The 23,619-nt window shown below is 67.9% G+C and carries 13 protein-coding genes and 2 pseudogenes; 8 read left to right on the top strand and 7 right to left on the bottom strand.

What is annotated here, in order from left to right:
- Window positions 1–30: 30 nt before the first annotated feature.
- A complete protein-coding gene (locus tag WN71_RS28200; RefSeq protein ID WP_046589678.1) occupies window positions 31–894 on the bottom strand; it encodes a helix-turn-helix domain-containing protein in 864 nt (287 codons plus the stop codon).
- 13 nt (window positions 895–907) lie between these two features.
- The gene (locus WN71_RS28195; RefSeq protein WP_143074884.1) at window positions 908–1,354 is read right to left on the bottom strand and encodes a hypothetical protein; all 447 of its coding nucleotides are present in this window, start codon (window positions 1,352–1,354) and stop codon (window positions 908–910) included.
- A 1,384-nt stretch (window positions 1,355–2,738) separates the two neighbouring features.
- Here WN71_RS28195 and WN71_RS28190 point away from each other — a divergent pair.
- The 3 genes from WN71_RS28190 to WN71_RS28180 all read left to right on the top strand — a co-directional run bounded on the left by WN71_RS28190 (window position 2,739) and on the right by WN71_RS28180 (window position 4,462).
- On the top strand, window positions 2,739–2,996 hold the full coding sequence (locus WN71_RS28190) for a hypothetical protein (RefSeq protein ID WP_046589683.1): 258 nt from the start codon (window positions 2,739–2,741) through the stop codon (window positions 2,994–2,996).
- The gene (locus tag WN71_RS28185; protein WP_046589685.1) at window positions 2,980–3,537 is read left to right on the top strand and encodes an RNA polymerase sigma factor; all 558 of its coding nucleotides are present in this window, start codon (window positions 2,980–2,982) and stop codon (window positions 3,535–3,537) included. Before WN71_RS28190 ends, WN71_RS28185 begins: the two co-directional genes overlap by 17 nt.
- Before the next feature lie 250 nt (window positions 3,538–3,787).
- Window positions 3,788–4,462 carry a response regulator gene (locus WN71_RS28180; RefSeq protein ID WP_046589713.1) on the top strand — a complete coding sequence of 225 codons (675 nt, stop codon included), beginning with the start codon at window positions 3,788–3,790 and terminating at the stop codon, window positions 4,460–4,462.
- A gap of 1,149 nt (window positions 4,463–5,611) precedes the next feature.
- Here WN71_RS28180 and WN71_RS42325 read toward each other — a convergent pair.
- Window positions 5,612–5,869 (bottom strand): hypothetical protein, encoded by a 258-nt coding sequence (locus WN71_RS42325; protein WP_476756014.1) that lies wholly within the window; start codon window positions 5,867–5,869, stop codon window positions 5,612–5,614.
- A gap of 11 nt (window positions 5,870–5,880) precedes the next feature.
- Between WN71_RS42325 and WN71_RS43575 the strand changes: the two are divergent.
- Window positions 5,881–6,007 (top strand): annotated as a pseudogene (locus tag WN71_RS43575) (IS110 family transposase); the annotation flags it as partial.
- 108 nt (window positions 6,008–6,115) lie between these two features.
- Here the strand turns inward: WN71_RS43575 and WN71_RS28170 are convergent.
- Window positions 6,116–7,579 carry an FG-GAP-like repeat-containing protein gene (locus WN71_RS28170; protein WP_046589689.1) on the bottom strand — a complete coding sequence of 488 codons (1,464 nt, stop codon included), beginning with the start codon at window positions 7,577–7,579 and terminating at the stop codon, window positions 6,116–6,118.
- Between the two features lie 316 nt (window positions 7,580–7,895).
- Window positions 7,896–8,663: a hypothetical protein gene (locus WN71_RS28165; protein WP_046589690.1), complete on the bottom strand. Its 768-nt coding sequence runs from the start codon at window positions 8,661–8,663 to the stop codon at window positions 7,896–7,898.
- Between the two features lie 333 nt (window positions 8,664–8,996).
- On the opposite strand from WN71_RS28165, the gene WN71_RS28160 reads away from it, so the two are divergent.
- Entirely contained in the window at window positions 8,997–10,379 is a 1,383-nt protein-coding gene (locus WN71_RS28160) for an FG-GAP-like repeat-containing protein (protein ID WP_338058704.1), read from the top strand.
- Window positions 10,380–10,821: 442 nt separating this feature from the next.
- On the opposite strand, the gene WN71_RS41570 is transcribed toward WN71_RS28160, so the two are convergent.
- On the bottom strand, window positions 10,822–11,115 hold the full coding sequence (locus WN71_RS41570) for a hypothetical protein (protein WP_143074883.1): 294 nt from the start codon (window positions 11,113–11,115) through the stop codon (window positions 10,822–10,824).
- 911 nt (window positions 11,116–12,026) lie between these two features.
- On the opposite strand from WN71_RS41570, the gene WN71_RS28155 reads away from it, so the two are divergent.
- The 3 genes from WN71_RS28155 (at window position 12,027) to WN71_RS40230 (ending at window position 22,887) form a co-directional block, all read left to right on the top strand.
- Complete coding sequence (locus WN71_RS28155) at window positions 12,027–15,770, top strand: laminin G domain-containing protein (protein WP_240529793.1); 3,744 nt, start codon at window positions 12,027–12,029, stop codon at window positions 15,768–15,770.
- A 107-nt stretch (window positions 15,771–15,877) separates the two neighbouring features.
- The gene (locus WN71_RS28150; protein WP_240529792.1) at window positions 15,878–22,519 is read left to right on the top strand and encodes an RHS repeat-associated core domain-containing protein; all 6,642 of its coding nucleotides are present in this window, start codon (window positions 15,878–15,880) and stop codon (window positions 22,517–22,519) included.
- Window positions 22,516–22,887 (top strand): hypothetical protein, encoded by a 372-nt coding sequence (locus WN71_RS40230; RefSeq protein WP_079178168.1) that lies wholly within the window; start codon window positions 22,516–22,518, stop codon window positions 22,885–22,887. Before WN71_RS28150 ends, WN71_RS40230 begins: the two co-directional genes overlap by 4 nt.
- 269 nt (window positions 22,888–23,156) lie before the next feature.
- Here WN71_RS40230 and WN71_RS28145 read toward each other — a convergent pair.
- Window positions 23,157–23,588: pseudogene (locus WN71_RS28145) on the bottom strand (transposase); the annotation flags it as partial.
- Window positions 23,589–23,619: the final 31 nt, after the last annotated feature.

Here is a 23,619-nt window from a genome sequence, read left to right as displayed (position 1 = left end):
CCGGACCCGAGGACGGTCACCGCCACCGCGTCACCACGGCAGCGGCATGTCCTTGAAGAACGGCGTGAGCACCCACACCGTGTACACGGCCACCAAGAGGCGCATGATGAGGGGCACCCTCTTCTTGAACGCCGCGACGATCGCCCGAACGCCGTTGCGGCGCCTCCGCCGGAACTGGCGTTCGCGCTGGCGCATCTGCGCGATGCGGATGCGGGTCACCGTGAAGTGCCACATCACGGTGCGCTCCTCCTCCAACCCGCAGGCGGACAGGAAGATGTGCAGCCACTCGGTGGTGGGCAGCGCGGTGCCGTTCAGCACCTGCTGGAACGTCGCGTTGGAGATCGGGTAGTGCTTGCGGCTGCGTTCCTCCACCTCCTGCAGGGACAGTCCCTTGGTGCGCACGAGGTCCCGCATCAGCTCGATCACGTCCTCAGCCGTCGTGCACAGCGCGAGCGCGGTGTGCATGTGGTCGGCGGAGGTGACGGAGGTGACCCGCTTGTCCTCGAGTTCGTACTCGCGTGCCTGCTGGACCAGGGCGAGCAGTCCGTCGGGGTGCAGGGGCGGTACGGACTGATCGGCCCGCAGCAGCCGTGGGACGAGCGCGAGGCGGGGCAGAGCGGTCTCACCCGTGTCCTCCATGCTGGTGCCCTTGGTGTCCCGACGGGCCTCCCGGTAGATGCGCTTCCACCGCTCCATGTCGCCGTTGTAGCCGCAGCCCTTGACGAAGGCCTGCACGAGGTTCCAGGAGGGGACCGTCTTGCCCGAGGTGGCCTGCGACACCGCGGTGGGGGAGTAGTTGATCTTCTGTGCCAGCGCGCTGACGGTCAGGCCGCTGTTCTTGCGGATGTCTCGCATCTCCACGGCCAGGGACCGCAGCGACATGGGGATGTCCACCGGAAGCTCCCTCTCAGGCCGTGCCATGGCCGCCTCCCGCACCGCGTACGCTCCGCTCCCGGCCCAGAGCCCGCTCGAGACGCCGCCGGCCCGCCCGCCGGAGCCGGCGGTGTCGCGCGGGCCTGCTGTCCTTGGGCGGGCCCGGCTCGCCCCGGCGCGGGGTGGGGACCTTCCGGTGCCCCACGTCCGTGTGGTCCACCGTGTCCCGCGCGCCGGTGGGGCCGTTGTTGCTGTCGAGCGCTGTGTCGTGGGCCTCGTCCACGGCGGCGGCCTCGTCCGTCGCCGCCGGCACCAGGCGGAAGGCCTGGTAGAGGAGGTTGCCCACCGCGCCGCTGACCACGGCGCCGAGCTTCGCGGATTCCTGGAGTTCCAGGCCGCAGCGGCAGGCCACGGCTCCCGCGGTGCTGCCCGCCGCGGCGGACAGGGCGACGGCCACGGCCGCGCGCTTCTTCGTGCTCATCGTGAGCACCGTCCATTCCGTGTCCGGCCCTGACGGGCCGGACACTTTCAACTCGCTTCTGGCGTGAGTGACTTGGCTGCTCGCAGGCGCATGCCCGGATGGCACGCGATCCGCTGACGTCGCATGAATGGGTGTCACGCGGCCCTGTGACGGCGCCCGTTGTGATGTTGGCGGGGGTGCAACCCCTGATTCACCTGAGTGCCCGGAAAACATCATGCCCCAGCCTGCCGGGCCGCGGAGCGCGAGCCGCGGGGGCCCGGACGGAGGACAACGATGTCCGGGCCGCGTCCCGAACGCCATTGATTGAAAAGGCGACGAGTGACGTTCGAGCCGCCGCTTCCGCATGTGATCGAGTCCCGCCCTGAAGCGGTCGCAAGCGATCAGTGCTGCAATGTCCGTGATGCCGCAGCCGGTTCCTTAGTTCGTAACTGGTGAAGAACGCATGCGCACCCGGAGTGAACAACGGGCCGTCCCGGAGCGTATGTAGGGAAGATGGCAGGTCAGAACGGAAAATTGCTGGTCACACGTTTTCTCATTGTTCCGTTCGGCCTACCATGTAGACATCGAAGGCGGCATTTCAACTCCACAGACTCCCCGTGGCGCGACACCATGGGGACACAGGTCGACGCAAGTCGGCCCCGTCCAAGGCTTCAGCTCGCTGGCGTGAGTGCACCCTTGGCTGCGCCCCCCGGTGCAACGGGGGGCCAGAGGCTTCCGCTTCGATCGAAGCGATGTACGAAACGGCCCCTCGCGCAGGGGCCGTTTCGTGTGAAGAACGAGATCATCGGGGCGGTTCCGGCGCGGAGTTGGGTGTGACCGAGGCCACCACCACTTTTCACCCGGTCGCATTTCCATGCACGATCAAGGACTGGTCAATCGTCCCGGAAACAGCAAAATGTCCAGGTGGCGGGGCCCTCCATACGCGAAGCACCACAGCGTCCGACGCGTACCGGTGCGCTGCGGCCGCGGGAGGTCCTGACGGGTGTGCTGGCCCAGCCCCGCCTCCATCCCCTTCCGCTGCGAGGGCTCTTGGCGACGGTTCGTGCGCCCGCCCGCCGACGCGGCGGCCGACGCACATCACCTCTCCGGGCGCGGATGCCGTCCGCGACCCCGCAGTGCGCTGCCGGAACTGTGGCGCCAACCTCGGACAAGACCTTCGCCAACCGGGTTCCACGAACGCGCACCGAAATTAACGCCGCGGAGCAAGCGGCCGGCTGGGGCGTCAGACGAGGTCGCCCACACGATCCCAGTGGCGATGTACCCGGCGTCGCGACAGCGGCGCAGCCCCCACCGTCCGGCGCTGGGCGTGATCGCTCGTTCTAGACGCCGACGACGTCTCAACACTCTTCTTTGTGTGCAGTGTTGTCGACGAGGGAGGTGCCCGGTGAGCGCAACGGGCGGCCACGGGTGGTGGCTGGTCTTCACCGTGGTGCCCATCGCGGGCACCATGATGGGGGCGATCGCGTACTGGCTGCGCGAACGCGCGCGCTGGGCAGGCATCGTGGCCGTGCTCACCCAGAGCCCGCAGGGGGCCGAGGTCCGCTTCAAGGCCCGCGACGGGCAGGGGAGGGCGACAACCGAGTGGGAGATCAAGCTTCCTCCGGCACAGCCGGCCGGAGGCCGCGATGAGCGCAGCCGCTGACGACCCCGCCCCGGACCCCGGCGGGGCGGAAGACGCCTGCGAGCGGGAGATCGAAGTCCTGTACGCGGCGTTCCAGCCCGTCGTGCAGCGCAAGGCCACCCTCGCTGCCGCCGGCCACACCCAGGACGCCTGGGACGCCACCCAGCACGCGTTCATCAAGGCCTGGGAACATCTGCGCAGACCAGACGCACCACACGTCGCCAACTGGCAGGGATGGCTGGTCAAGACGGCCGTCAGGCACGTGCTGTTCGCCCGCCGGCACGACAGCTCCACCGTGCCGCTCGAGGACACCGACCGCCCGGGCGACCAGGTCCTGCTGGAGGACCACGTAGTGCTCAAGGAGACCTACCAGAGCACCCTGGACGCCATCGCAGACTTGACCGAGCGGCAACGCCAGGCTTTGGTACTCGTGCACATCGCAGGCTGCTCCACCACCGAAGCCGCCCGCGACATGGGCGTCACCAACAGCACGGTACGCAACCTCATCCACCAGGCCCGATCCCGACTGACCGCAGCAACCGGGGAGGCGAGCGATGTCTGACGACACCGGAACGCCGCGCGACGACGCCCTGGAACGCGCCCTCGACGACACCGAGACCGCCGTGGGGCAGGCCCTGGAAGACATCTTCGACCGCCGGGCGGGGCTCGAACAGATCAAGCACCGCATGCGTGCCACCACCCCTGCCTCCACGCCGCCCCCGCGCCCCCGCGACGCCGTCACGGATCACTTCGAGAGGGCGACGCCGGAGCGTTCCCCCTTCCCGCAGCGCTCCGACCCGCAGAAGGCCAAGATCCTCCTGGTCGATGACCGGCCGGAGAATCTGCTTGCGTTGGAGGCCATCCTCTCCGCGCTCGATCAGACGCTGGTGCGGGCATCGTCCGGGGAGGAAGCGCTCAAGGCACTGCTCACGGACGACTTCGCGGTCATTCTGCTGGACGTCCAGATGCCGGGCATGGACGGTTTCGAAACCGCGGCGCACATCAAGCGACGGGAGCGGACACGGGACATCCCGATCATCTTCCTCACCGCGATCAACCACGGCCCGCACCACACCTTCCGGGGCTATGCGGCGGGCGCGGTCGACTACGTCTCAAAGCCGTTCGACCCCTGGGTGCTGCGCGCCAAGGTCTCCGTCTTCGTCGAGCTGTACATGAAGAACGTACAACTGCGCGAACAGGCAGCACTGCTGAGAGGCCACCTCGAAGGCGGCATCGAACCTGACGGCAGCAGCCATACCGGGACATCGGCCAGCCTCCTGGCCGAGCTGACCACCCGGCTGGCGGCCGTCGAAGAAGAGGCCAAGGCCCTGGCCAAGCAACTGGACCGCGACTCGGCGGACACGGCAGCGGTATCGACCGCCGCACACCTCGAACACAGACTCGTCGGTCTGCGCCGGGCATTGGAAGCACTGGAACCCGGCTCCGCCGACATCCCCGATGACGCCGAGACACCGGAACGGAGATGACCTCACCCGGCCGCAAGTCCGGCACGGGAAAACGCAGACGTACCGCTCCTGCGTTCGGGCATGGAGAAAGGGGCAGTGGCCTGGACGGCGGGTGCCCCTTCAAGTGTCCTGCGAACGTATCACGTGCTCATCGGCCTGGGCGGGAGCAAGCCGCCCCGGCCACGCACGTCGTCACAACAGAGCTCGCCTCGTCCCGCGGCCGCATGGCAGCGGGCCGCCTGGAGGCCCCGCCCCACCGAGCCGCAGCATCCAACGGCGGCAGTCCGACGGGCTCAAGGGGACAGCCGCCCGTGCGAGGGGGACGGCCTGTGGCCACGACGCCCCGGCCACGCCCGCACCGGAGGTCTCGCAGCGCCCGGACACTGGCGGCGCCGCCCGTTGTCCGTCCCGCTGTAGGAAGTGAGAGAAGGCAGGACGTGCAGGCCCTGCGCACCTGCAGCCCCCTCCCGCACTGCAGGCTCAGCGGCACGGACGGGACCCGGCACGGTGCGAGCAGGCAGAGCGGGCGGCGAAGACGGCTTCCCCCACGGCAGCAGCCCGGACATGGCCGAGACGACGTGGCTCAACCCCAGCAGTGTCTGGGCGACATCTGCCCGCTCGGCCCGGTTCAGCGCGACGACGGCGATACCAGTACACAGCACAACGATGGCCGTCACGGCGACAGCGCCGAGAACAGCCAACGAGACCGGTGCGCCGAAGGCGGCGCTGCCGGGTAGAGCGGACAGAGTGGTCAATGAACGGCCTCCAAAGAACGGCGAAGGCCCCCGGCGACTTCCGGGGGCCTTGGGACACGGCATAAGAGAAAAGCCCCCGCTCCTCGATACGAGGAAGGAGAGCCGGACAAGCAGTTCGGGCGCCCTTGGCGCCCGATGGGAAAGAACCCTAGCATCATCTCTGGGAGAGTCAACTGGCCAGCTCGGCAGGCCATTTGGTGCGTGCACGCGGCCCTTCCATGTCTCTTGCGTGAGGCCGCCGACGTGTTGCTGAGGCTGGACGAGGTGCCGGCGCCGACCACGACGACAGGTCCGGCGGCTGGCAATCCCCAACCGCTGACGCGCCCAACGCGCCCCTGTCCCACCCGGATAAGCCTGCCCCGGGGAGCAGGCGGGAGGTGCAATCATCGCGGACGATCTCCTCCTGACGAGCCTCCTACCGTGGTGGTGCAGGATGGCCGTCCGCGTCCTGCTCGGCGAGGAAGTCGCGGGCGAACTCCTCCAGGACCTGGCGCCGGTGGGCGGGGGCGTACTCGCCGCACAGCCACGCCGACCACACGTGCGGGGCCGGCGGGAACGCCTCGGGGTCGTCCCCGGCCAGCCGGGCCGCAGTCAGCCGCACCGCGACCGCCATCGCCTCCGCCTCACCGACCCGGCTGTGGAAGGACAGCACCCGCCGCAACCGCTCCTCCACCGCCGCCCGCGATAATCGTCGGGTTCGATGATCTTGGCCGGCGAGGCCACCCGGGTCGCGGACCGGCTGGACGGCCTGCTGCCACAGGTCGATCCGTCGCTGGAACGGGTGTTGGGGCCGCCGCGGTTGCAGCACCCGGGCCGTTCTCACTCAGGGCGCTCGGCCGGCCCGGTGATGGCCCGCCGTGGGCAGGCGGGCGGGCCCACGACGGCGGTCCTCGTTCGTCAGCAAGCGGTGCCACATGGTCTAGTCGGCGAAGACGGCTCCGTACTGCGGGGAGCCGGACGTCGACAGACCGGAGGCGCTGGGGGAGAGGGCGCGGGAGCCGGTCGTGGTGATCCGCGTCCCGTCGGACGGCAGGTAGGTGACCGCGCCGTTGCCGCTGTTCTCGGTCGAGCCGACGATCAGGTCGGCTTTTCCGTCGCCGTTGACGTCGTCGAGTTTGACGTCGGCGCCGAACAGGTCGTTCTTCTCGTCGCTGCCGGGTACTTGCGCCGTGCTCTGCGCGAAGGACTGCGCGCCCGTGATGGGTCTGACGCCGGTCGCGGAGCCGTACAGGACGGTGACGATGCCCGTGTTGCTCACGCCGCCGATGTCCTCGCCGGGCGCGGAGACGACGACGTCCTGGTAGCCGTCGCCGTTGACGTCACCGAGGTCGACGTCCCAGCCGAAGGCGTCGCCCTTCTCCGTGGTGCCGGGCATGCCCGCGCTGTTCTGCGTGATGTCGGTGAAGCCGCTGGGGCCCGCCGTGGATCCGTAGACGATCTTGATCTTGCCGCCGTCGGCGGAGTCGGGCACGGGCTCGCCGTCGGGGAACTTGTCGTCCCAGGAAGAGCCGATGACGAAGTCGCCGTAGCCGTCGCCGTTGATGTCGCCGATACCGCTGGCGATGCCGGCCGCGGTCCCTTCCCCCTGGGAGACGCTCAGACCTTTGGTGGTGCCGACTATCAGGTAGTTGGTGTCGAAGTCCCCGCCGTAGCCGTTGACGAGGAGGTCGCAGCGACCGTCGCCGTTGACGTCGCCCGCGGTCAGGTGCAGCGGGCCGTGGAAGGTGCTGGATCCGATCGGGGCTTTTGCGGTGGTAAGGCTGCCGTAGGCGCCGGAGGTGGTGAATCCGCCCTTGAAGAGATAGAGGGTGGAGGAGGAGTTGCCGACGACCAGGTCGTCCTTGCCGTCGCCGTCGAAGTCGCCCGCGGCCAGCGTGTTGCCCCAGTAGTCGTGCGCGGTGGCTGCCGGGTCGTCAATGGTGATGCCCTTGCCGGTCAGGCCGTTCTTGGAGCCCCAGAGGACGGCGACGGTGCCGCCGTCCGTGTCACTGCCGACCTTCTCGTCCGGGGTGCCGACCGCGAGGTCGTCGTAGCCGTCGCCGTTGAAATCGGCGTAGGCGAGGGAGGCGCCGAACAGGTCGCCTGCCTCGGCCGTACCGGGGACTCCGGCAGCGTCCTGGCTGAGGGTGGTGTGCCTGGCCGTGGTGATGCCGGTGGCGGAGCCGTAGTGCGCGACGACGGCACCGGCCTCGGCGTGACCACTGACGGTGGCGTTCGCCGCGGAGGTGGCGATGTCACCGAAGCCGTCGCCGTTGAAGTCGGCCTGCGCGACCTTGGAGGCGTGCGCGGCGGCGGCCGGAAGCGTGGTGAACGTCAGCAGTCCGCCCGTCACGGTGGCGGCGGTGGCCGTCGCGAGGGCGAGTCGCAGGTGTGGTCTGTGCATGGGTGGTTCTCCTGCTGGATGCGGGAGGCCGAGTCGGCGTCCCGCAGTGGATGGGGTGGTGGACCCCTCGGGTCCGTTTGCTGCTGTTCGGAGAGTCCCCGAGTCCCGGCGAGCGGCTCGGCGAGAGGAAGACACGTGTCAGTGGGGCCGTGGTTGTTCGCCTGTTTTCGACCGTCTGGCGAAGCGGGGAGGGTCGGCGCGGGTGTCTCGAGCCGGAACCTGCACCAGTCCGCGGCCACCTGGCGTCCGACTGCCCCGCGGCGAGGCCGTCGGGGCGCCGCCGCACAGGACATGGCAGGTTACGGCTCGGACCGGGCTACTTGAGGGCGACGCTGTCGCCGGTAGCGGTGACAGCGGTGGTGGTGCTGGTGCCGGCGAAGTTCCAGCGCCAGGTGCCGGCCGAGTTGGCGGTGACGGTGGTCTTCAGCTTGCCGGTGCTGCTGGTGGTCACGGTCTTGACCGTGCTGTACGACGACGAGCCGGACTTCTTGAACTGGAGGGCGACGTGCTGGGCGCCGAAGCCGACGTAGGCGTTGGTGTTCCAGTCGGCGCGGGTCAGGGTCCCGGTGACGGTGAGCGAGTGTCCCTTGGTCACCGGCTCGGGGCTCGCCTGGGTGGCGGTGAGTTGGGCGATGCGCTTGACCTTGACGGTCCGGTCGGTGCCCAGGGAGTAGAAGTCCTGGTCGTTGGAGACGGCCTCGGCGTCGAAGTGCCAGGTGCCGGCGTCGGCGTTGGTGAGGTTGGCGTAGTCGGCGGCGTCGGCGTCGACGCTGTACGTGAACGTGCACTTCATGGTCGTCGACGTCGGCCGGGTGCAGTTGTCGGACTTGGCGAAGGTGATACGGCGGTCGGGACTCCACAGCTTGCCGGGAGCGATGCGCTGGATGCCGGAGTTGTCCTTGGCGATCGCGGTGGCCGTGAAGCGCTGCGCCTTGCTGACGCCGATGCTCACGGTGGACTTGCTGAAGGTCACCGAGGTGAAAACGGTGTCGCCCTTGTGGGTGTCCGCCTGCGCGGCGGGGGCGGACAGGCTGAGCACCGCGAGGGTGCCCGCGGTGGTGGCCGCGGCTGAACGGATGTGCATGTCTCTCCCACACGATCTCACCGGATCTTCGTCCGGGTGAGCACAAGACACACGAGGTGGGCGAAGGGTTGTACGACGGCAGCGCGGCATTTCAGGGAAGCGAGGCCGACTGCCACCCCTGGAGTCGATCTTGCGGAGCCCGGCCGTCCTGCACAGGGAGGTTCACACCGGATCGCCGAAAGGGGAGGGACAAGATCGCTAAGGCGGGCCTAGGATCCGGCTCGTGTCGTCGTCCCTGTCCAGGGGCGGCGTAGAGACTGAGGGGGTCATGTGGGCAACAGAACCGGCAGGACAGCGGGTTGGAGATCCGCCGTCGTTGTGGTCGGTGTGGTGGTGAGCGCGTCCGTGCTGTCGGCCGCGCCCGCGGGTGCGGTGCACGGTGCGGTGCCGGGGGACTTCAACGGCGACGGCTACCGGGATGTGGTCATGCCCGCGCCGGGGGCGAACGTGTCCGGGAAGGCGGGCGCGGGTGCGGTGGTGGTGCTGTACGGGTCAAAGTCGGGTGTGTCGACGGCGTCGAAGCGGCAGACGATCACGCAGAACTCGTCCGCAGTGCCGGGTTCGGCGGAGGCGGGCGACGCGTTCGGCACGGCGACCGCCACGGCCGACCTGAACCACGACGGATACGCCGACCTTCTCGTCGGCTCTCCCGGCGAGGACACGACCCGGGGCACCGACGCGGGTTCGGTGACCGTGCTGTGGGGAAGCAAGAGCGGCCTGACGACCGCCACGATGCTGGACAAGCCGACCGGCCTCGACGGTTCGGTGAACCAGGACCACTACGGCCTGGACATCGCCGCCCTGTCCCTCGGCACGGGCGCGAAGACCCGTGTCACCGTCGCCGGCAACGAGGGGACGCTCTTCGTCAGCGGCCCGTTCAGCCACACCGGCACCCACGGGGCCGTCGGCTACGAGAACAACACGGCGTCGGTCGTCGGCGTCGCCCTGGGCGACTTCAACCAGGACGGCGTTCCCGACCCGGTCATCGACACGGACCGGCTGAGCGGCCTCAGCGGCGGCGAGGTCTACCTGAACACCGGGGCCACGTATCTCCTCGCCCGGGGCAACGGCCTCGTCTCGGCGACCGGCGACGTCAACGGCGACGGGTACACCGATCTCGTGGTCGCAGACCCCGACGATCCGACCACGAACGGCGTGGACGGCGCGGTCGGCGGCCGGATCCTCCTCTGGTACGGCTCCAAGACCGGCATCGCCGCCGGCGCGACGCCGGTGCAGCTGACGCAGAGCACCGCCGGGGTCCCCGGGACGTCGGCCAAGAACGACGGCTTCGGCGCCGCCCTGGCCGTGAGCGACCTCGACGGGGACGGAGCCGCCGACATCGTGGTCGGAACCCCGCAGGAGACCTCCAACTCCCGCGCCGGTGTGGTCACCGTGATCCCCGGCCGCCGAACGGGCACCCTCGGGACTGGGTCGTACTCCCTCACCCAGGACACCGCCGGTGTCCCGGGTGCCTCCGAGACCGACGACATGTTCGGCACCACGGTCGCCATCGGCGACATCAACGGCGACGGCAAGCCCGAACTGCTGGTCAGCGCGGGGTCCGAGAACAACTCCACCGGCGCCGTCTGGGTATTCCCGGGCACCGCCTCCGGCCCGACAGCGACCGGCAGCCGCATGTTCACAGCCCCCTCGGTAGGACTCACCCAGACCTCCCGGACGGCCCTCGGAGGATCCGGACTGCTCCCGCTGATCTGAGCGACCACCGACACCACGTGAGGGGCCCGGACCCCCAAGAGCGAGGGTCCGGGCCCATCACGCTGCCGGCCTGGCTTCACTCCCGCCGCACGCGTGTCCACCATGCAGGACCCGGGGGTGCGGCGATCGATGGTTCCCGCCCTCGGGCGCGGCGACGAACGTCTCCGGTATGCGCGCGCCCGTGGGCCCGTGGCGAGGTCGGTCCGTGTGCGATGGGTGAGAGGTGGATGGGATCTGTGCCGCCGAATACGTGCGCCGGGCGTCGTGCGGGCTGAGCGAAGGCAAGCCCACTGTTCCCTTGCAAGCCGCGTCCCGGCCCGCCCTGGGCCCGTGACGATCCACGAGGGTGTGGCCAGACTGCGGCCTGCGGGCAGCGAGTTCGTCCACCGTACGAAAGACAACGGGTCAACGGCCATGTACGGCCCCGCAAGAGAAAGACGTGTCAGCCGCGGGCCGCCCTGATGCCGTTGATCAAGTTGACGACCACGCCCAGGACGAGGAACCAGCCGAGGCAGAGGTAGACCCGTCCGGTGATCCGCTTGCCCTTGCTGGGTGGCGTTTGGGGCAGCAGCACCCCTCCTACGCGCATGGGCCGGTCCGGGTTGATGATGCTGCGTCCCGTGCGACGTTGATGGCGGCCGATCGTGAGGAGCAGCACCGCGACGAGCAGGCAAAAGGCTGCTGTCTGGAAGTACGTGGCAGGTGACGCCAGTTGAACTGCGGCGAGCCGTTGCATCAGGTCTGTTCCCCTTCAAGATCCGCAAGCGCGAGTGATTCCCTCACGGACGGCAGCCAGGCGTCAACCGGCCGACCCGACTTGCAGGGAGCTCTTCCGGCGTCGTGTCCGGTCCGGTCACCCGCCACCGGTGTCTGCCCTCGCCGTCCTCCCGCCCGGCGGTCCGAGCGGCTGGCGAGCCGGTGGTGCGCTCAACGCCCTGCGAGACGAGAGGCGCAAGCCTTGTACACAAGATGTTCACGGAAATTGCCAATTCCCTCACAATGCATTCCCGGCTTTAGATGATCTTTACTTCGCATTTCGCCAACCCGGATCTGAGTCGACGTGTCCGCTTGGGGGAGATAGTGCGCCAAGTGGGCGTTCTGATTTATTCGCGAATATGCGGTCCCTGTGGGTTCGAAGACCCGTCTGCTCGCATCTGAGATGATTGCCTAGGGAATCTATTTACTTTCGCGAATGAATGTGATGCGCGGCAATCATTCCGAGGCGGCCGCCCCGGTCGAGGTCTCTGGGTCCATCGAGCGAGCGCCCGGCCGCCGCTGACGGAATCTTCGGTTGTTTTGCTGGGATCTGATGGCGCACCCTGAAGACCTGAGCGCTCCCGGCGTCGGCCCCTGCGGACGTCGAAGCAGGGCCGCCAGTGGCAACTGGTTTGCTAAAGCGCATGACTTGTTGCGTGTCTGATTCGTGCAGCGTGTGTCGGTTCGGTCACACACAGTTCGTCGGGCGGGGCATGTGCTATTGCCCCTTTTGCTGCCGCCTGCGCTGTGTTTGCTCTCTTTGATCGCCTAGAGGTCTTGGCCTGCTTTTTCTCTCTGTAGAAGTGTCTTGACCTGCGGTGATCGCTGCGGGTCTCATGAGGCGGCAGTGAAGGCACCATGTGTGCACAGTGAACTTTTGGGGTGGGGGATTTGGGGTTTCATCGGCGTGCGCGCTTTCGGGCCGCCGCATTCAGACGAGGTGTTTCGCTCCTGGCGGTCGCCGGCTTCCTCGCCGTCGTACCGACCGTCGCCGCGCCGGCCGGCGCGGCCCGTGCCGACAGTGCCTCGCAGCCGAGCGACGAGGCGCGGGCGGCTGCCGAGAAGGCGCAGGAGAGCGGCGAGCAGGTCGAGATCGTGGGCGAACGCACGCCCTACACCACGACGTTCGCCAACCCCGACGGTGTGACGTTCACGCTCAAGGACTCTGCGGTCCCTGTCCGGGCCAAGCAGGCCGACGGCTCCTGGGCCAAGCCGGATGCCACGCTGGAGGTCCGCTCCGACGGCAGCGTCGGTCCCAAGGCATCCGTCGCGGAGATCACGTTCTCCGGCGGCGGTGACGGATCGGACCTGGTGAAACTGTCCCAGGACGGCCGGTCGTTGACGGTGGGCTGGCCGGGCACTCTGCCGAAGCCGACGCTGGACGGGGACGCGGCCGTGTACGCGGACGTCCTGCCGGGCGTCGACCTGAGGATGACCGCGACCACCGAGGGCTACCGCGAGGTGCTGGTGGTCAACTCCGCCTCGGCAGCCGCCAACCCGGAGCTGAAGAAGCTGTCGTTCCCGGTGAAGGCCAAGGGCCTGACCCTGCGGGACGGCGACGGGGGAGTGTCCGCGGTCGACGACGACGGCAACACCGTCTTCCGCGCCCCCACCGCCCAGCAGTGGGACTCCGCCGGCGACGACGCCACAGCCGCTTCCTCCTCTGCGTCCAAGGCTTCGGCTTCCACGGCGTCGAAGACGTCCGTCACCACCGCCGTCTTCAGCGAGACGGCCGAGGCCACGGGCGACGACGGCGAGTCGACGCCGGACCCGACCGAGGGCCCCAGCGACGGCGACGCCTCCACGGTCCTGCCCGTCACCGCCGACGAGGACACCATCTCGGTGACGCCCGATGCGTCGATGCTGACCGACGACAAGGCCGTCTTCCCCCAGTACATCGACCCCGATGTCGGCATGACGGAGTCGGAGCGGACCCTGCTGTCCTCCGACGGCGACACCTTCTACAACTTCTCCGGCGGCGATGACGGCAAGGGTGTCGGCTACTGCGGCACCTACGTCACCGGCGGCTACGCCTACTACTGCGGCTCCGGCTACAAGAACCGCATGTACTACGAGTTCTCACCCTCGAAGCTCGCCGGCAAGCACGTCCTGGACGCCACCTTCGTCATCACCGAGAAGTGGTCGATGTCCTGCACGCCGTCATGGGTGGACCTGATCCGCACGGGCAACATCTCCTCCTCGACGAAGTGGCCCGGGCCGACTTCGAACTGGGACACGATGGTCGACCGCTACGTCTCCGCCGGGCGCGGCTCGGCCTGCAGCCCGAGCCAGCCCGAGGACCAGATCGAGTTCAACGACAACCCCGAGGAGACCAACGAGAACCTGACCCCGACGGTCAAGGACTTCGCCAACGGCGACTTCTCCCGCCTCACCCTGATGCTCAAGGCCCACGACGAGACCGACCCGAACAGCTGGAAGCGGTTCGACGACGACGCCGAACTCGACGTGAAGTACGTCGGCATCCCCGACAAGCCCACCCACATCGGCCTGGTCACCGGCACCACCACCGCCTGCGAGACCGACAAGACCGATCCGCTGATCGTCTCCGACTCCACGCCGGCACTGGCCGCCACGCCGCAGACCGTCGCCGGCGGCGAGAGCCAGGCCTCCCTGAGGGCCGTCTTCAGCGCGGACAAGAACACCAGCGGCGACACCTGGTCGAACGTCTTCGAGTCCGAACGGCCGACCAGCGGCTACGTGGGCGACAACGTCCAGGAGACCATGTCGGCACCGACGCTGGCCGAAGGCACCCTGTACCGCTACCGGGCATGGACCCGCTCGTACTACAACAGCGGTGACGACTACCTGGCGAGCAAGTCCAACGGATCGACCACCGGTTACTGCTACTTCAAGGTCGACTCCACCCGCCCCAAGGCACCGGGCATCGCCCTCTCCAGCCCCTATTCGGTCTGCTCCACCACCTCCTGCAACGCCGGAGGCGGCCCCGGAACCAAGGTGACCTTCACCTTCACCCCCGCGAGCGGGGACACGACGAACACCGCCTACGAATTCAAGACGTCCTCCTCGGCCGCCTGGTCGGCACCGGTCACGGGCTCGACGGCGACAGCGACGTTCACCCCGCCCACCTCAGGCACCTTCAGCGTCTTCGTGCGCGCCGAGGACTCCCTGGGCTGGGGAGCGCAGAACTCCGTCGACTTCCTCGTCGCCCAGGGCGCCGGCCCGATCGGCCAGTGGCACTTCGACGAGGCGAGCGGCGCCGCCCTCGACTCCTCGACCACCGTTGCCGCCGAGCAGGACAACGCCACCCTCTCCACCACCGGAGCCTCCCGTGACGACCACGGCCGCCGCGGTGTGCTCACCAAGGACGCCGACGGCCAGGACCTCACCACCCCCCAGACCGACACCGCACTCACCCTCGACGGCACCAGCGGCTACGCCGCCACGGCGAACCCCGTGGTGGAGGCCCGCTCCTCCTACACGGTCGCCGCCTGGGCACGCCTGGCGGCCACCCCCACCCACAACGAAGTAGTCGTCTCCCAGTCCAGCGCGGGCACTGTCGGACCGGGCTTCGCGATCTACTACTCGACCGCCTACAGCAAGTGGATCTTCAACTGGCACTGGGCGGACGCGGACGGGACCTGGCACTACGTCCGCTCGTTCGCCGACACCACCTCACCCCCGGTAAAGGTGTGGACCCACCTGGCGGGCGTGTACGACGCCAACGCGCAGACCATCCAGCTCTACGTCAACGGCATCGCCCAGGGAGAGCCGCAGACCATGCCCTCCGGGCAGCCGGCGGCGGACACCGGAACCCTGCAGTTCGGCCGCGGCCTGACCACGACCGCGAACTTCACCGACTACTTCAACGGCCAGATCGACGAATCCCGCATCTGGCAGCGCGCGCTGATGAAGGACGAGGTGAAGGCCGAGGCGAGCCTGCTGACCAACCACGACTACGCAGGAGCCGAACTCGTCGCCGCCTGGGACCCGTCCACCGCGAGCGGGACCACAGTCGCCGACACCACCTCCGGTTACGGCACCCCGCTCACCCTCTCCGGCGGCGCCTCCCTGGATGGCACCGGCATCGTCCTGGACGGCAACGACGACGCCGCCACCGCTGCTGGCCCGCTCGTCGACGACACCGGCTCCTTCACCGCCACCACGGTGGTCCAACTGGACAGCGCCGCACTGGCGTCGAAGCCGACCGGCTACATGGGGCAGGTCATCGGCCAGCGCAGCAGCGACGGATCCGCCTGGGGCCTGTGGTACGAGCTGACCGGCACGGACACCGACCCCGAGACCGACTCCACCATCCCGGTCGGCGTGTGGCACTTCGGCCGCATCAACGCCGACGGCACCTTCACCGGCGTCGTCTCCGACAGCGTCGCGGACCTGGGCAGCGCAGTACGCCTGACCGGCATCTTCAACGCCCAGGACGGCGCCCACGGCACGATCAGCCTGTACGTCGGTGACGCGCAGAACGGCGACACCCAGGACTACACCGCGGTCGCCGGCACCGGAGACTTCGCCGCCGGCAAGGCGTTCGTGAACTCCTCCTGGGGCCACTACCTGCCCGCCACGGTCAGCGACATCCGGCTGTGGGCCGGCGCCATGGCCAGCCAGGAACAGATCGTCAGCACCATCGGGGACTGACACCCCCGGCAGCACCCGGGCGGGGCGGCGCATCGACCGCCGCCCCGCCCCCTCCTTTTTTCCATCTTCACCCACCCGATGACCTTCGACGTGAGGGGTTTGTTGTCGTGAGTTTCGGCATGCGCTCCCTGCGGCCGGACAGAACATTCGGTTCTGCTCTGCCGCTTCCCAGCAGCACAAGCGAGGCCAGACGCAACAGGCGCAGGATCACCACCACCTGTGTCGCACTCGCCCTGGCCTTCGCCGGCCTGACCCCCACGGCCGCCCAGGCCACCACCCACCAGCACCAGCTGATACCGGACGTTCCCGCGGACCGCTCCGACACGGTCAAGAAGGTCACCACCCTAGGCGCAACCAAGGCCCGCGCCCGCGTCGCAGCCCAGAAGAAACGCAACGCCCAGCAGACCAAGCAGGCCCTCGCCCAGCAGAAGGCGACCTGGCCCAAGGCCGCCGACGCCACCACCGTCCTGGCCGCGACCGGCTCCTCCGGCCTGACCGCCGGAGGGCTCCCCGTCGCCGTGAAGCGGGTGAAGGGCGCCAAAACCGCCGACGGCACCGTCCACGTGCGCGTCCTGAGCCGCAAGGCCGCTTCCGCCGCCGGGATCAAGGGTGTCCTGCTGACCGCGAGCGCCACCGACAGCGGCAACGCCGGCCTCAGCATCGACTACAGCGCCTTCGCCTCCGCCTACGGCGGCGACTGGGCAGGCCGCCTGCACCTGGTCACCCTGCCCGCCTGCGCGCTGACCACCCCGCAGAAGGCCGCCTGCCGCGTCCAGACACCCCTGAAGTCCCACAACGACATCACCGGCCAGCAGGTCTCCGCCACCGTCTCCCTAGGACAGACCACACGCGAGAATGGTGGCGACCGGGCCTCGCGCTCCAGCGTGCGGACCGCCCCGCTGACCGCGGGCACCACGGCGCAGGCCACCGTCCTCGCGCTCGCCGCCACCTCGGGCGAGTCGGCATCCGGCTCCGGCGATTACGCCGCCTCCCCGCTCGCCTCCTCCTCCAGCTGGCAGGCCGGCGGCTCCTCCGGCTCCTTCGACTGGTCCTACCCGCTGAACACCCCGCCCGCCGCGGCTGGACCGCAGCCCACACTGTCGCTGGACTACGACTCCGGCAGCACCGACGGCAAGACCGCCTCCACCAACAACCAGTCCACCCAGGTCGGCGAGGGCTTCGACCTGTCCGCCACGTCGTACATCGAACGCTCCTACGGCTCCTGCGACGACGACGGACACGACGGCACCTACGACCAGTGCTGGAAGTACGACAACGCCTCCCTCGTCCTCAACGGCAAGTCCACCGAACTCGTCAAGGACGACACCACCGGCGCCTGGCACCTCAAGGACGACGACGCCTCCACCGTCACCCACTCCACCGGCGCCGACAACGACGACAACGACGGCGAATACTGGACCGTCACCACCAGCGACGGCACCAAGTACGTCTTCGGCCTGAACAAGCTCCCCGGCGCCGGCACCGAACGCACCAACTCGGTATGGACCACGCCCGTCTACGGCGACGACTCCGGCGAACCCGGCTACGACCAGGGCGACACCTTCGCCGACCGCTCCCTCACCCAAGGATGGCGGTGGAACCTCGACTACGTCGTCGACCTCCACGGCAACGCCATGTCCTACTGGTACACGGCCGAGACCAACTACTACCCCAAAAACGGCGCCTCCACTGCCAACACCCAGTACACCCGCGGCGGATACCTCACCAAGATCCTCTACGGGCAGCGCGTCGGCACCCTCTTCACCGGCAACGCCTCCGACGAGGTCACTTTCTCCTACGACGAGCGCTGCACCGCGAGCGACTGCTCCTCGCTGACCGACGCCACCGCCGACAACTGGCCGGACGTCCCGCACGACCTCATCTGCGCGAGCGGCGCCGACGACTGCAACAGCGCGAGCCCCTCCTTCTTCACCCGCAAGCGCCTCACCGGCATCGACACCCTCGCCTGGAACGCGACCACCAGCGCCTACACCGGCGTTGACTCCTGGGCGCTGACGCAGAAGTTCGAGGACGGCCAGGAGATCGGCAGCACCGCCGACCAGACCCTGACCCTGGCCTCCATCCAGCACACCGGTAAGAACGGCACCGACATCAAGCTCGACCCGGTGACCTTCACCTACCAGATGCGCGACAACCGGGTCGACTCCACCTCGGACGACATCCTGCCGCTGCGCATGCCCCGCATCGGCACCATCACCTCCGAGACCGGCGCCATCACCACCGTGACGCTGTCCGACCCCCAGTGCGTGCGGGGCTCGAACATGCCGTCGTCCGAAGACCACGACACCCTCAGCTGCTACCCGCAGTACTGGCACATCAACGGCGCCGACGAAGCATCCCTGGACTGGTTCAACAAGTACCAGGTCACCGCCGTCTCGAGTTCCGACCCCACCGGCCTGGGCGAAGCGGTGCAGACCTCTTACACCTACGCCGACCCCGCCTGGCACTACGCCTACGACCCGTTCGTCCCCGCGGACGAACGCACCTGGTCCCAGTGGCGCGGCTACGGCAAGGTCACCACAGTCACCGGCGTCTCTGGCGAGACCCAGTCCAAGTCCGTCAGCCTGTACATGCAGGGCATGGACGGCGACAAGCAAGCCGACGGCACCACCGCCCCCGCCACCGTGACCGGCCTCGACACCGCAGGCCTCGACGTCGCCGACATCACCGACAGCGACCAGGACTCCGGCTTCCTGCGCGAGCAGATCACCTACAACGGCTCCGCCCCGATCGCGACCACGGTCAACACCCCCTGGTCCTCGCAGACCGCCAGCCAGCAGAAGTCCTACGCCGCCATCAAGGCCTACTACGTCCGCACTGGCGCCACCTCCACCTCCACCTACCTCACCGCCTCCTCGACCTGGCGCACCCACACCGTCAGCACCGACTACGACTCCTACGGCATGGCCACCCAGAAGGCGGACACCGGGCAGACCGGCGTCAGCGGCGACAACACCTGCACCCGCTACTGGTACGCCCGCAACCCCGCCATCGGCCTGACCGGACTCGTCTCGCGCACCCGCGCCGTCGGCAAGGACTGCTCGACCGCCGAAACCGACCTGAACCTGCCCGCTTCCTCCACGACCCGCGGGGACGTCCTCTCCGACACCGCGGTCACGTACGACAACACCGCCGCCACCGCCTGGTCCGCCACCCAGACGCCCACCCTCGGCGAAGCCACCTGGTCCGGCCGCGCCTCCTCCTACCCCGCCACCGTCACCAGCGGCGAGCGCTACCCCTCCTCCTGGCAGACCCTCTCCACCAGCACCTACGACGACAGTGCCGGCACCGCGGGCCTCGGCCGACCCCTGACCGTCACCGACGCGGCCGGCAACCCCACCACGACCACCTACACACCCACCGACACCGGACCGCTCACCAAGACCAAGACCACCAACGCCAAGACCCAGAGCACCTACACCTACACCGACTACGCCTCGGGCCTGGCGACCAAGGTCTACGACACCAACAACAAGATCACCGAAACGGCCTACGACGCCCTCGGCCGCAAGACCGACGTCTGGCTGCCCAACCGCTCCCACTCCGGAGGCCAGACCCCCAACTACACCTACGTCTACGGTCTCTCCAGCGACGCTCCTTCCTGGACCTCGACCAGCACCTTGAAGGCTGACGGCCAGACCTACAACACCGGCTACACCATCTACGACTCGCTCCTGCGAACTCTGCAGAGCCAGACGCCCACCCCCGACGGCGGCCGCCTGCTCACCGACACCCGCTACGACAGCCGCGGCCTCGCCTACGAGACCTACACCGACGTCTACGACTCCAAGAACCTGCCCTCAGGCACCTACGTCCGCGCCCAGTACGGCGGCGCACCCAAGCAGACCGAGACCACCTACGACGGAGCAGGCCGCGCACTGAGCAGCAGCCTTTACGTGTACGGGGTCAAGAAGCTGACAACCTCCGCCACCTACACCGGCGACTCCACCGCGACGACCGCCGTCAACGGGGGCTCGGCCACCCGCACCATCACCGACATCTTCGGCAACACCGTCGAAACCCGCACCTACGCCGGAACCGACCCGGCCGACGCGCAGTACGGCGCGGGCACCGGCGCCGCCTACACGTCCGTCAAGTCCACCTACACCCTGGACGCCAAGCCCTCCACTGTCACCGGCACGGACGGCACCCAGTGGTCCTACGTCTACGACCTGTTCGGCCGGCAGACCTCCGCCACCGACCCCGACCTGGGCACCACGGCCACGACATACACCAACCTCGACCAGACGGACACCACAACCGCCGGCGGCAAGAAACTGCTGTACGGCTACGACGTCCTGGGCCGTCAGACCGATCAGTGGCAGACCTCCAAGACGGACGCCAACAAGCTCGCCCACTGGGACTACGACACCCTCGCCAAGGGCCAGCTCGACGACTCCATCAGCTACGTCGGCGGCACCACCGGCAGCGCCTACACCCAGAAGATCACCGGCTACGACAGCCTCTACCACGTCACCGGCGGCCAACTGACCCTCCCGGCCAGCGACCCCCTGGTCACCTCCAAGGCCGTCACCGCCACACTCGCCTACACCGCCTACTACAACATCGACGGCACCCAGCAGTACTACAGCGAACCTGCCGCCGGCGGCCTCAGCAGCGAGACCGTCGACTCCGAGTACGACGACCTCGGACTGGTCACCGACGTCGGCGGAGCGACCGGCTACCTCCTGTCCGCCGACTACAACCAACTCGGCCAGACCAACCAGTACGTCCTGGGCACCTCGGAGGACTCCACCACCAAGAAGACCTCCATCACCAACACCTACGAAGAAGGCACCGACCGGCTCACCCGCAGCCTCACCACCGACGCCACCCGCTCCGTCCAGGACCTCAACTTCACCTACGACGACGCCGGCAACGTCACCTCCACCTTCGACACCGCCAACCTCTCCGGCACCGGCAAGACCGACTACCAGTGCTTCACCTACGACAGCTACAAGCGCCTCACCGAAGCCTGGACCCCCGCCACCACCTCCTGCGCCACCACCGGCCGCACCACCAGCAACCTCGGCGGCGCCTCCCCCTACTGGACCTCCTACACCTACACCAGCAGCGGCCTGCGCCAGACGGAGACCACCCACACCTCGACCGGTGACTCCACCCGCACCTACTGCTACGACACCACCCACCCCCACCAACTCACCGCCACCACCACCTCCACGTCGTGCACCGGCGTCAGCCCGACCTACGCCTACGACTCCGGCAACACCACCACCCGCCCCAACGGCACCGACACCCAGTCCCTGACCTGGAACGCCAACGGCAACCTCGACACCCTCACCGAGAAGTCGAGCAGCGGCACCACCAAGAGCACCACCACCCACGTCTACGACGGCGACGGCAACCTCCTCATCCGCCGCAACACCAGCGGAGAAACCGTCCTGTACCTCGGCAACACCGAAGTCCACCTCGACACCTCCACCAGCACCGCCAAATACTGGGCCCAGCGCTACTACGACGCCGACGGCACCACCATCGCCCTGCGCACCAACAAAACCGGCACCCAGACCCTGTCCTACCTGTCCGGCGACCCGCACGGCACCTCCACGGTCAGCCTCGACGCCACCACCCAAGCCGTCACCAAGCGCTACCTGACCCCCTTCGGCAGCGCGCGTTCCGGCGGCACCGGCACCTGGGCCGACGACAAGACCTTCCTCGGCAAGACCACCGATTCGACCAGCGGCCTCACCTACGTCGGCGCACGCGAATACGACCCGTCCATCGGCCGATTCATCAGCGTCGACCCCGTCCTCGCCCCCAACGACGCCCAATCCCTCAACGGCTACACCTACGCCGACAACAGCCCCGTCACCGAAAGCGACCCCTCCGGCTTGTGCTTCGCAGACGCCTGCGGTGTCGGAGTACCCAAGGGCAACGTCGTCGGAGGCTCAAGCGGCATCATCACGACCGGCCAAGTAGACCCCGGAAACACCTCCGCAGGCTCATGCCGCTACGGCGTCTGCTCCAAGAGCAAAACCACGACGCATAAGGACGGAACCACGAAGACCACGATCACGGTCTTCGACCTCGGCGACAAGCCCATCTTCGTCCAGACGATCGTCAAGCAGCCCGTCGTCTTCCACGGCTACGCCATGGGAACCAACCCCAACTACGACCCCAGCGTCCACGACGACTGGATCAAGACGACGAAGTTGGCCACCTGGCAGAAAGTACTTCTCGGCATCGCCCTAGGCGTCGACGCCGTCGTGGCGGCCGGACCGGTCATCGAAGTCGCGGCAGCTCTCGGACCAGCGGTCGCGGCACATTGCCTGGCCGATCCTCCCGCCTGCGGTGAGGTCATCGCTGAGGTAGCAACGGGGGGAGCATCAGGAGGAAGCCTTCCATCTTCCGGAGCAGTCGCCGGGGTAGCTCAAGAAGCGGCTGGCGCTGAAGTGGCCGCGTACGACGCCAGCTTCGCCATGGGGCAGCTCACCAAAAATGGCAACGCGAAGGCATCCGAGTTGGACGCGTTCGGAACCGCAATGGGCTGGACCAGAAGCCAGACTGAGAGCGGACCCATCAAGTATCATGACGGAAATGGAATTTTGCGCCTCACCATCAAAAAGGGTAGCCAGAGAGCGAACGGAAGTGACCTGCCGCACGTGGAGATGAGGAACGCCAATGGAGAGCGCATAGACTCCTTCGGAAATGTGGTGACTCGGAAGAGCCCCGGAAATCACACGCCAATTGATTGGGATCTGGGATGAGCGACTACAGAGAGGTAGGAGAGCTGGGTCAGTATTTCCTCGAGGAAAGTTATGTGCTTTCCATTCAGGCCAGCCCCGGGGATCTGAGTCTGGAGATGGATTTGGCTCTGAGCCCGGAACACCCGCAACACGAGCCGGCTTCACCAAACGAGCGGCATTGCTACCGACGGGGAACAATCCGATATTCGGGCGTAAAGGACCTGCAATGGTTTGATCAAGGAACCCCTCCGGCCGTAGATGCCACTGGTGAGTTGGACTATGGCAACATCGATTCCCTGACGGTAGAAGGGGATGCGTACGGAATGGAGGGTGATTTTGGGAGAATTACAATAGTCGCCCGCGATATTTCCATCCTTCTACGCGGGTGAGGAAATCCTCCTGACGAGTTTTTCGTGATTGTCGTCTTCTGCCGAGGAAAGGGTATCTGCTGTTCGGGCAGATACCCTTCTCGTCCCTCTGTGGATTTGGTCGCCGGGTGTAATGATTAAATCTGGCGCGGTGGTGGGCGATGGCTGCTGAGTTTGTTCGTCGGGCAAGTGTGAGCAGGTTCCGTCTGGGCTCGACGCGGGTGAATGGAGCCTGCGGCCTACCGTGCGTTGGGCCCCTGTCCTTCTTCGGGCTTTCGTTTTAGAGTTCCCTACGTGGTGATGCGGACGAACCTCTTGTAGCAGCAGAGGGCGGCGGCGAGGCCGAGGAATGCCAAGTAGTTGCGGGGGTTGCGTTCGTAGCGGGGGCCCAGTCGTCGGTAGCCAGAGAGCCAGGACATGGTCCGCGCGATGGCCCATCTGCGGCAGCCGAGTCGTTCGCTGGACTCGATCCCCTTGCGGGCGATGCGAACGCCGATGCACTTTCCCCAAAGCCATTTCCGCAGGTGGGGTATGCCGTAGGCCTTGTCCGCGTGGAGTCGCTGGGGCTTGAAGTACTGTCCGCGGAACGGATCGTGTTTCGTTTGGTGGCCCGCGACCATGGGCTTCAACCCTTCGCTGCCGTGGACGTTCGCGGCGGAGACGCCGACCGCCAGGGGCAGTCCGTTCGCGTCCGACAGGATGTGCATCTTGGAACCCGGCTTAGACGTCGTTTCTTATGGCTGTAGGTGCTGT

It is taken from the genome of Streptomyces mangrovisoli (assembly GCF_000974985.2).
GTDB lineage: Bacteria > Actinomycetota > Actinomycetes > Streptomycetales > Streptomycetaceae > Streptomyces > Streptomyces mangrovisoli.
Note: the sequence above shows the minus strand (reverse complement) of the source record. Positions and strands in the feature narration are given on the sequence as shown.

Excerpts from the sequence above, each read along its gene's own strand:
- WN71_RS28195 (WP_143074884.1), bottom strand. The coding sequence starts at position 1,354 with ATGAGCACGAAGAAGCGCGCGGCCGTGGCCGTCGCCCTGTCCGCCGCG.
- WN71_RS28185 (WP_046589685.1), top strand. The coding sequence starts at position 2,980 with ATGAGCGCAGCCGCTGACGACCCCGCCCCGGACCCCGGCGGGGCGGAA.
- WN71_RS28170 (WP_046589689.1), bottom strand. The coding sequence starts at position 7,579 with ATGCACAGACCACACCTGCGACTCGCCCTCGCGACGGCCACCGCCGCC.
- WN71_RS28165 (WP_046589690.1), bottom strand. The coding sequence starts at position 8,663 with ATGCACATCCGTTCAGCCGCGGCCACCACCGCGGGCACCCTCGCGGTG.
- WN71_RS41570 (WP_143074883.1), bottom strand. The coding sequence starts at position 11,115 with ATGCAACGGCTCGCCGCAGTTCAACTGGCGTCACCTGCCACGTACTTC.
- WN71_RS40230 (WP_079178168.1), top strand. The coding sequence starts at position 22,516 with ATGAGCGACTACAGAGAGGTAGGAGAGCTGGGTCAGTATTTCCTCGAG.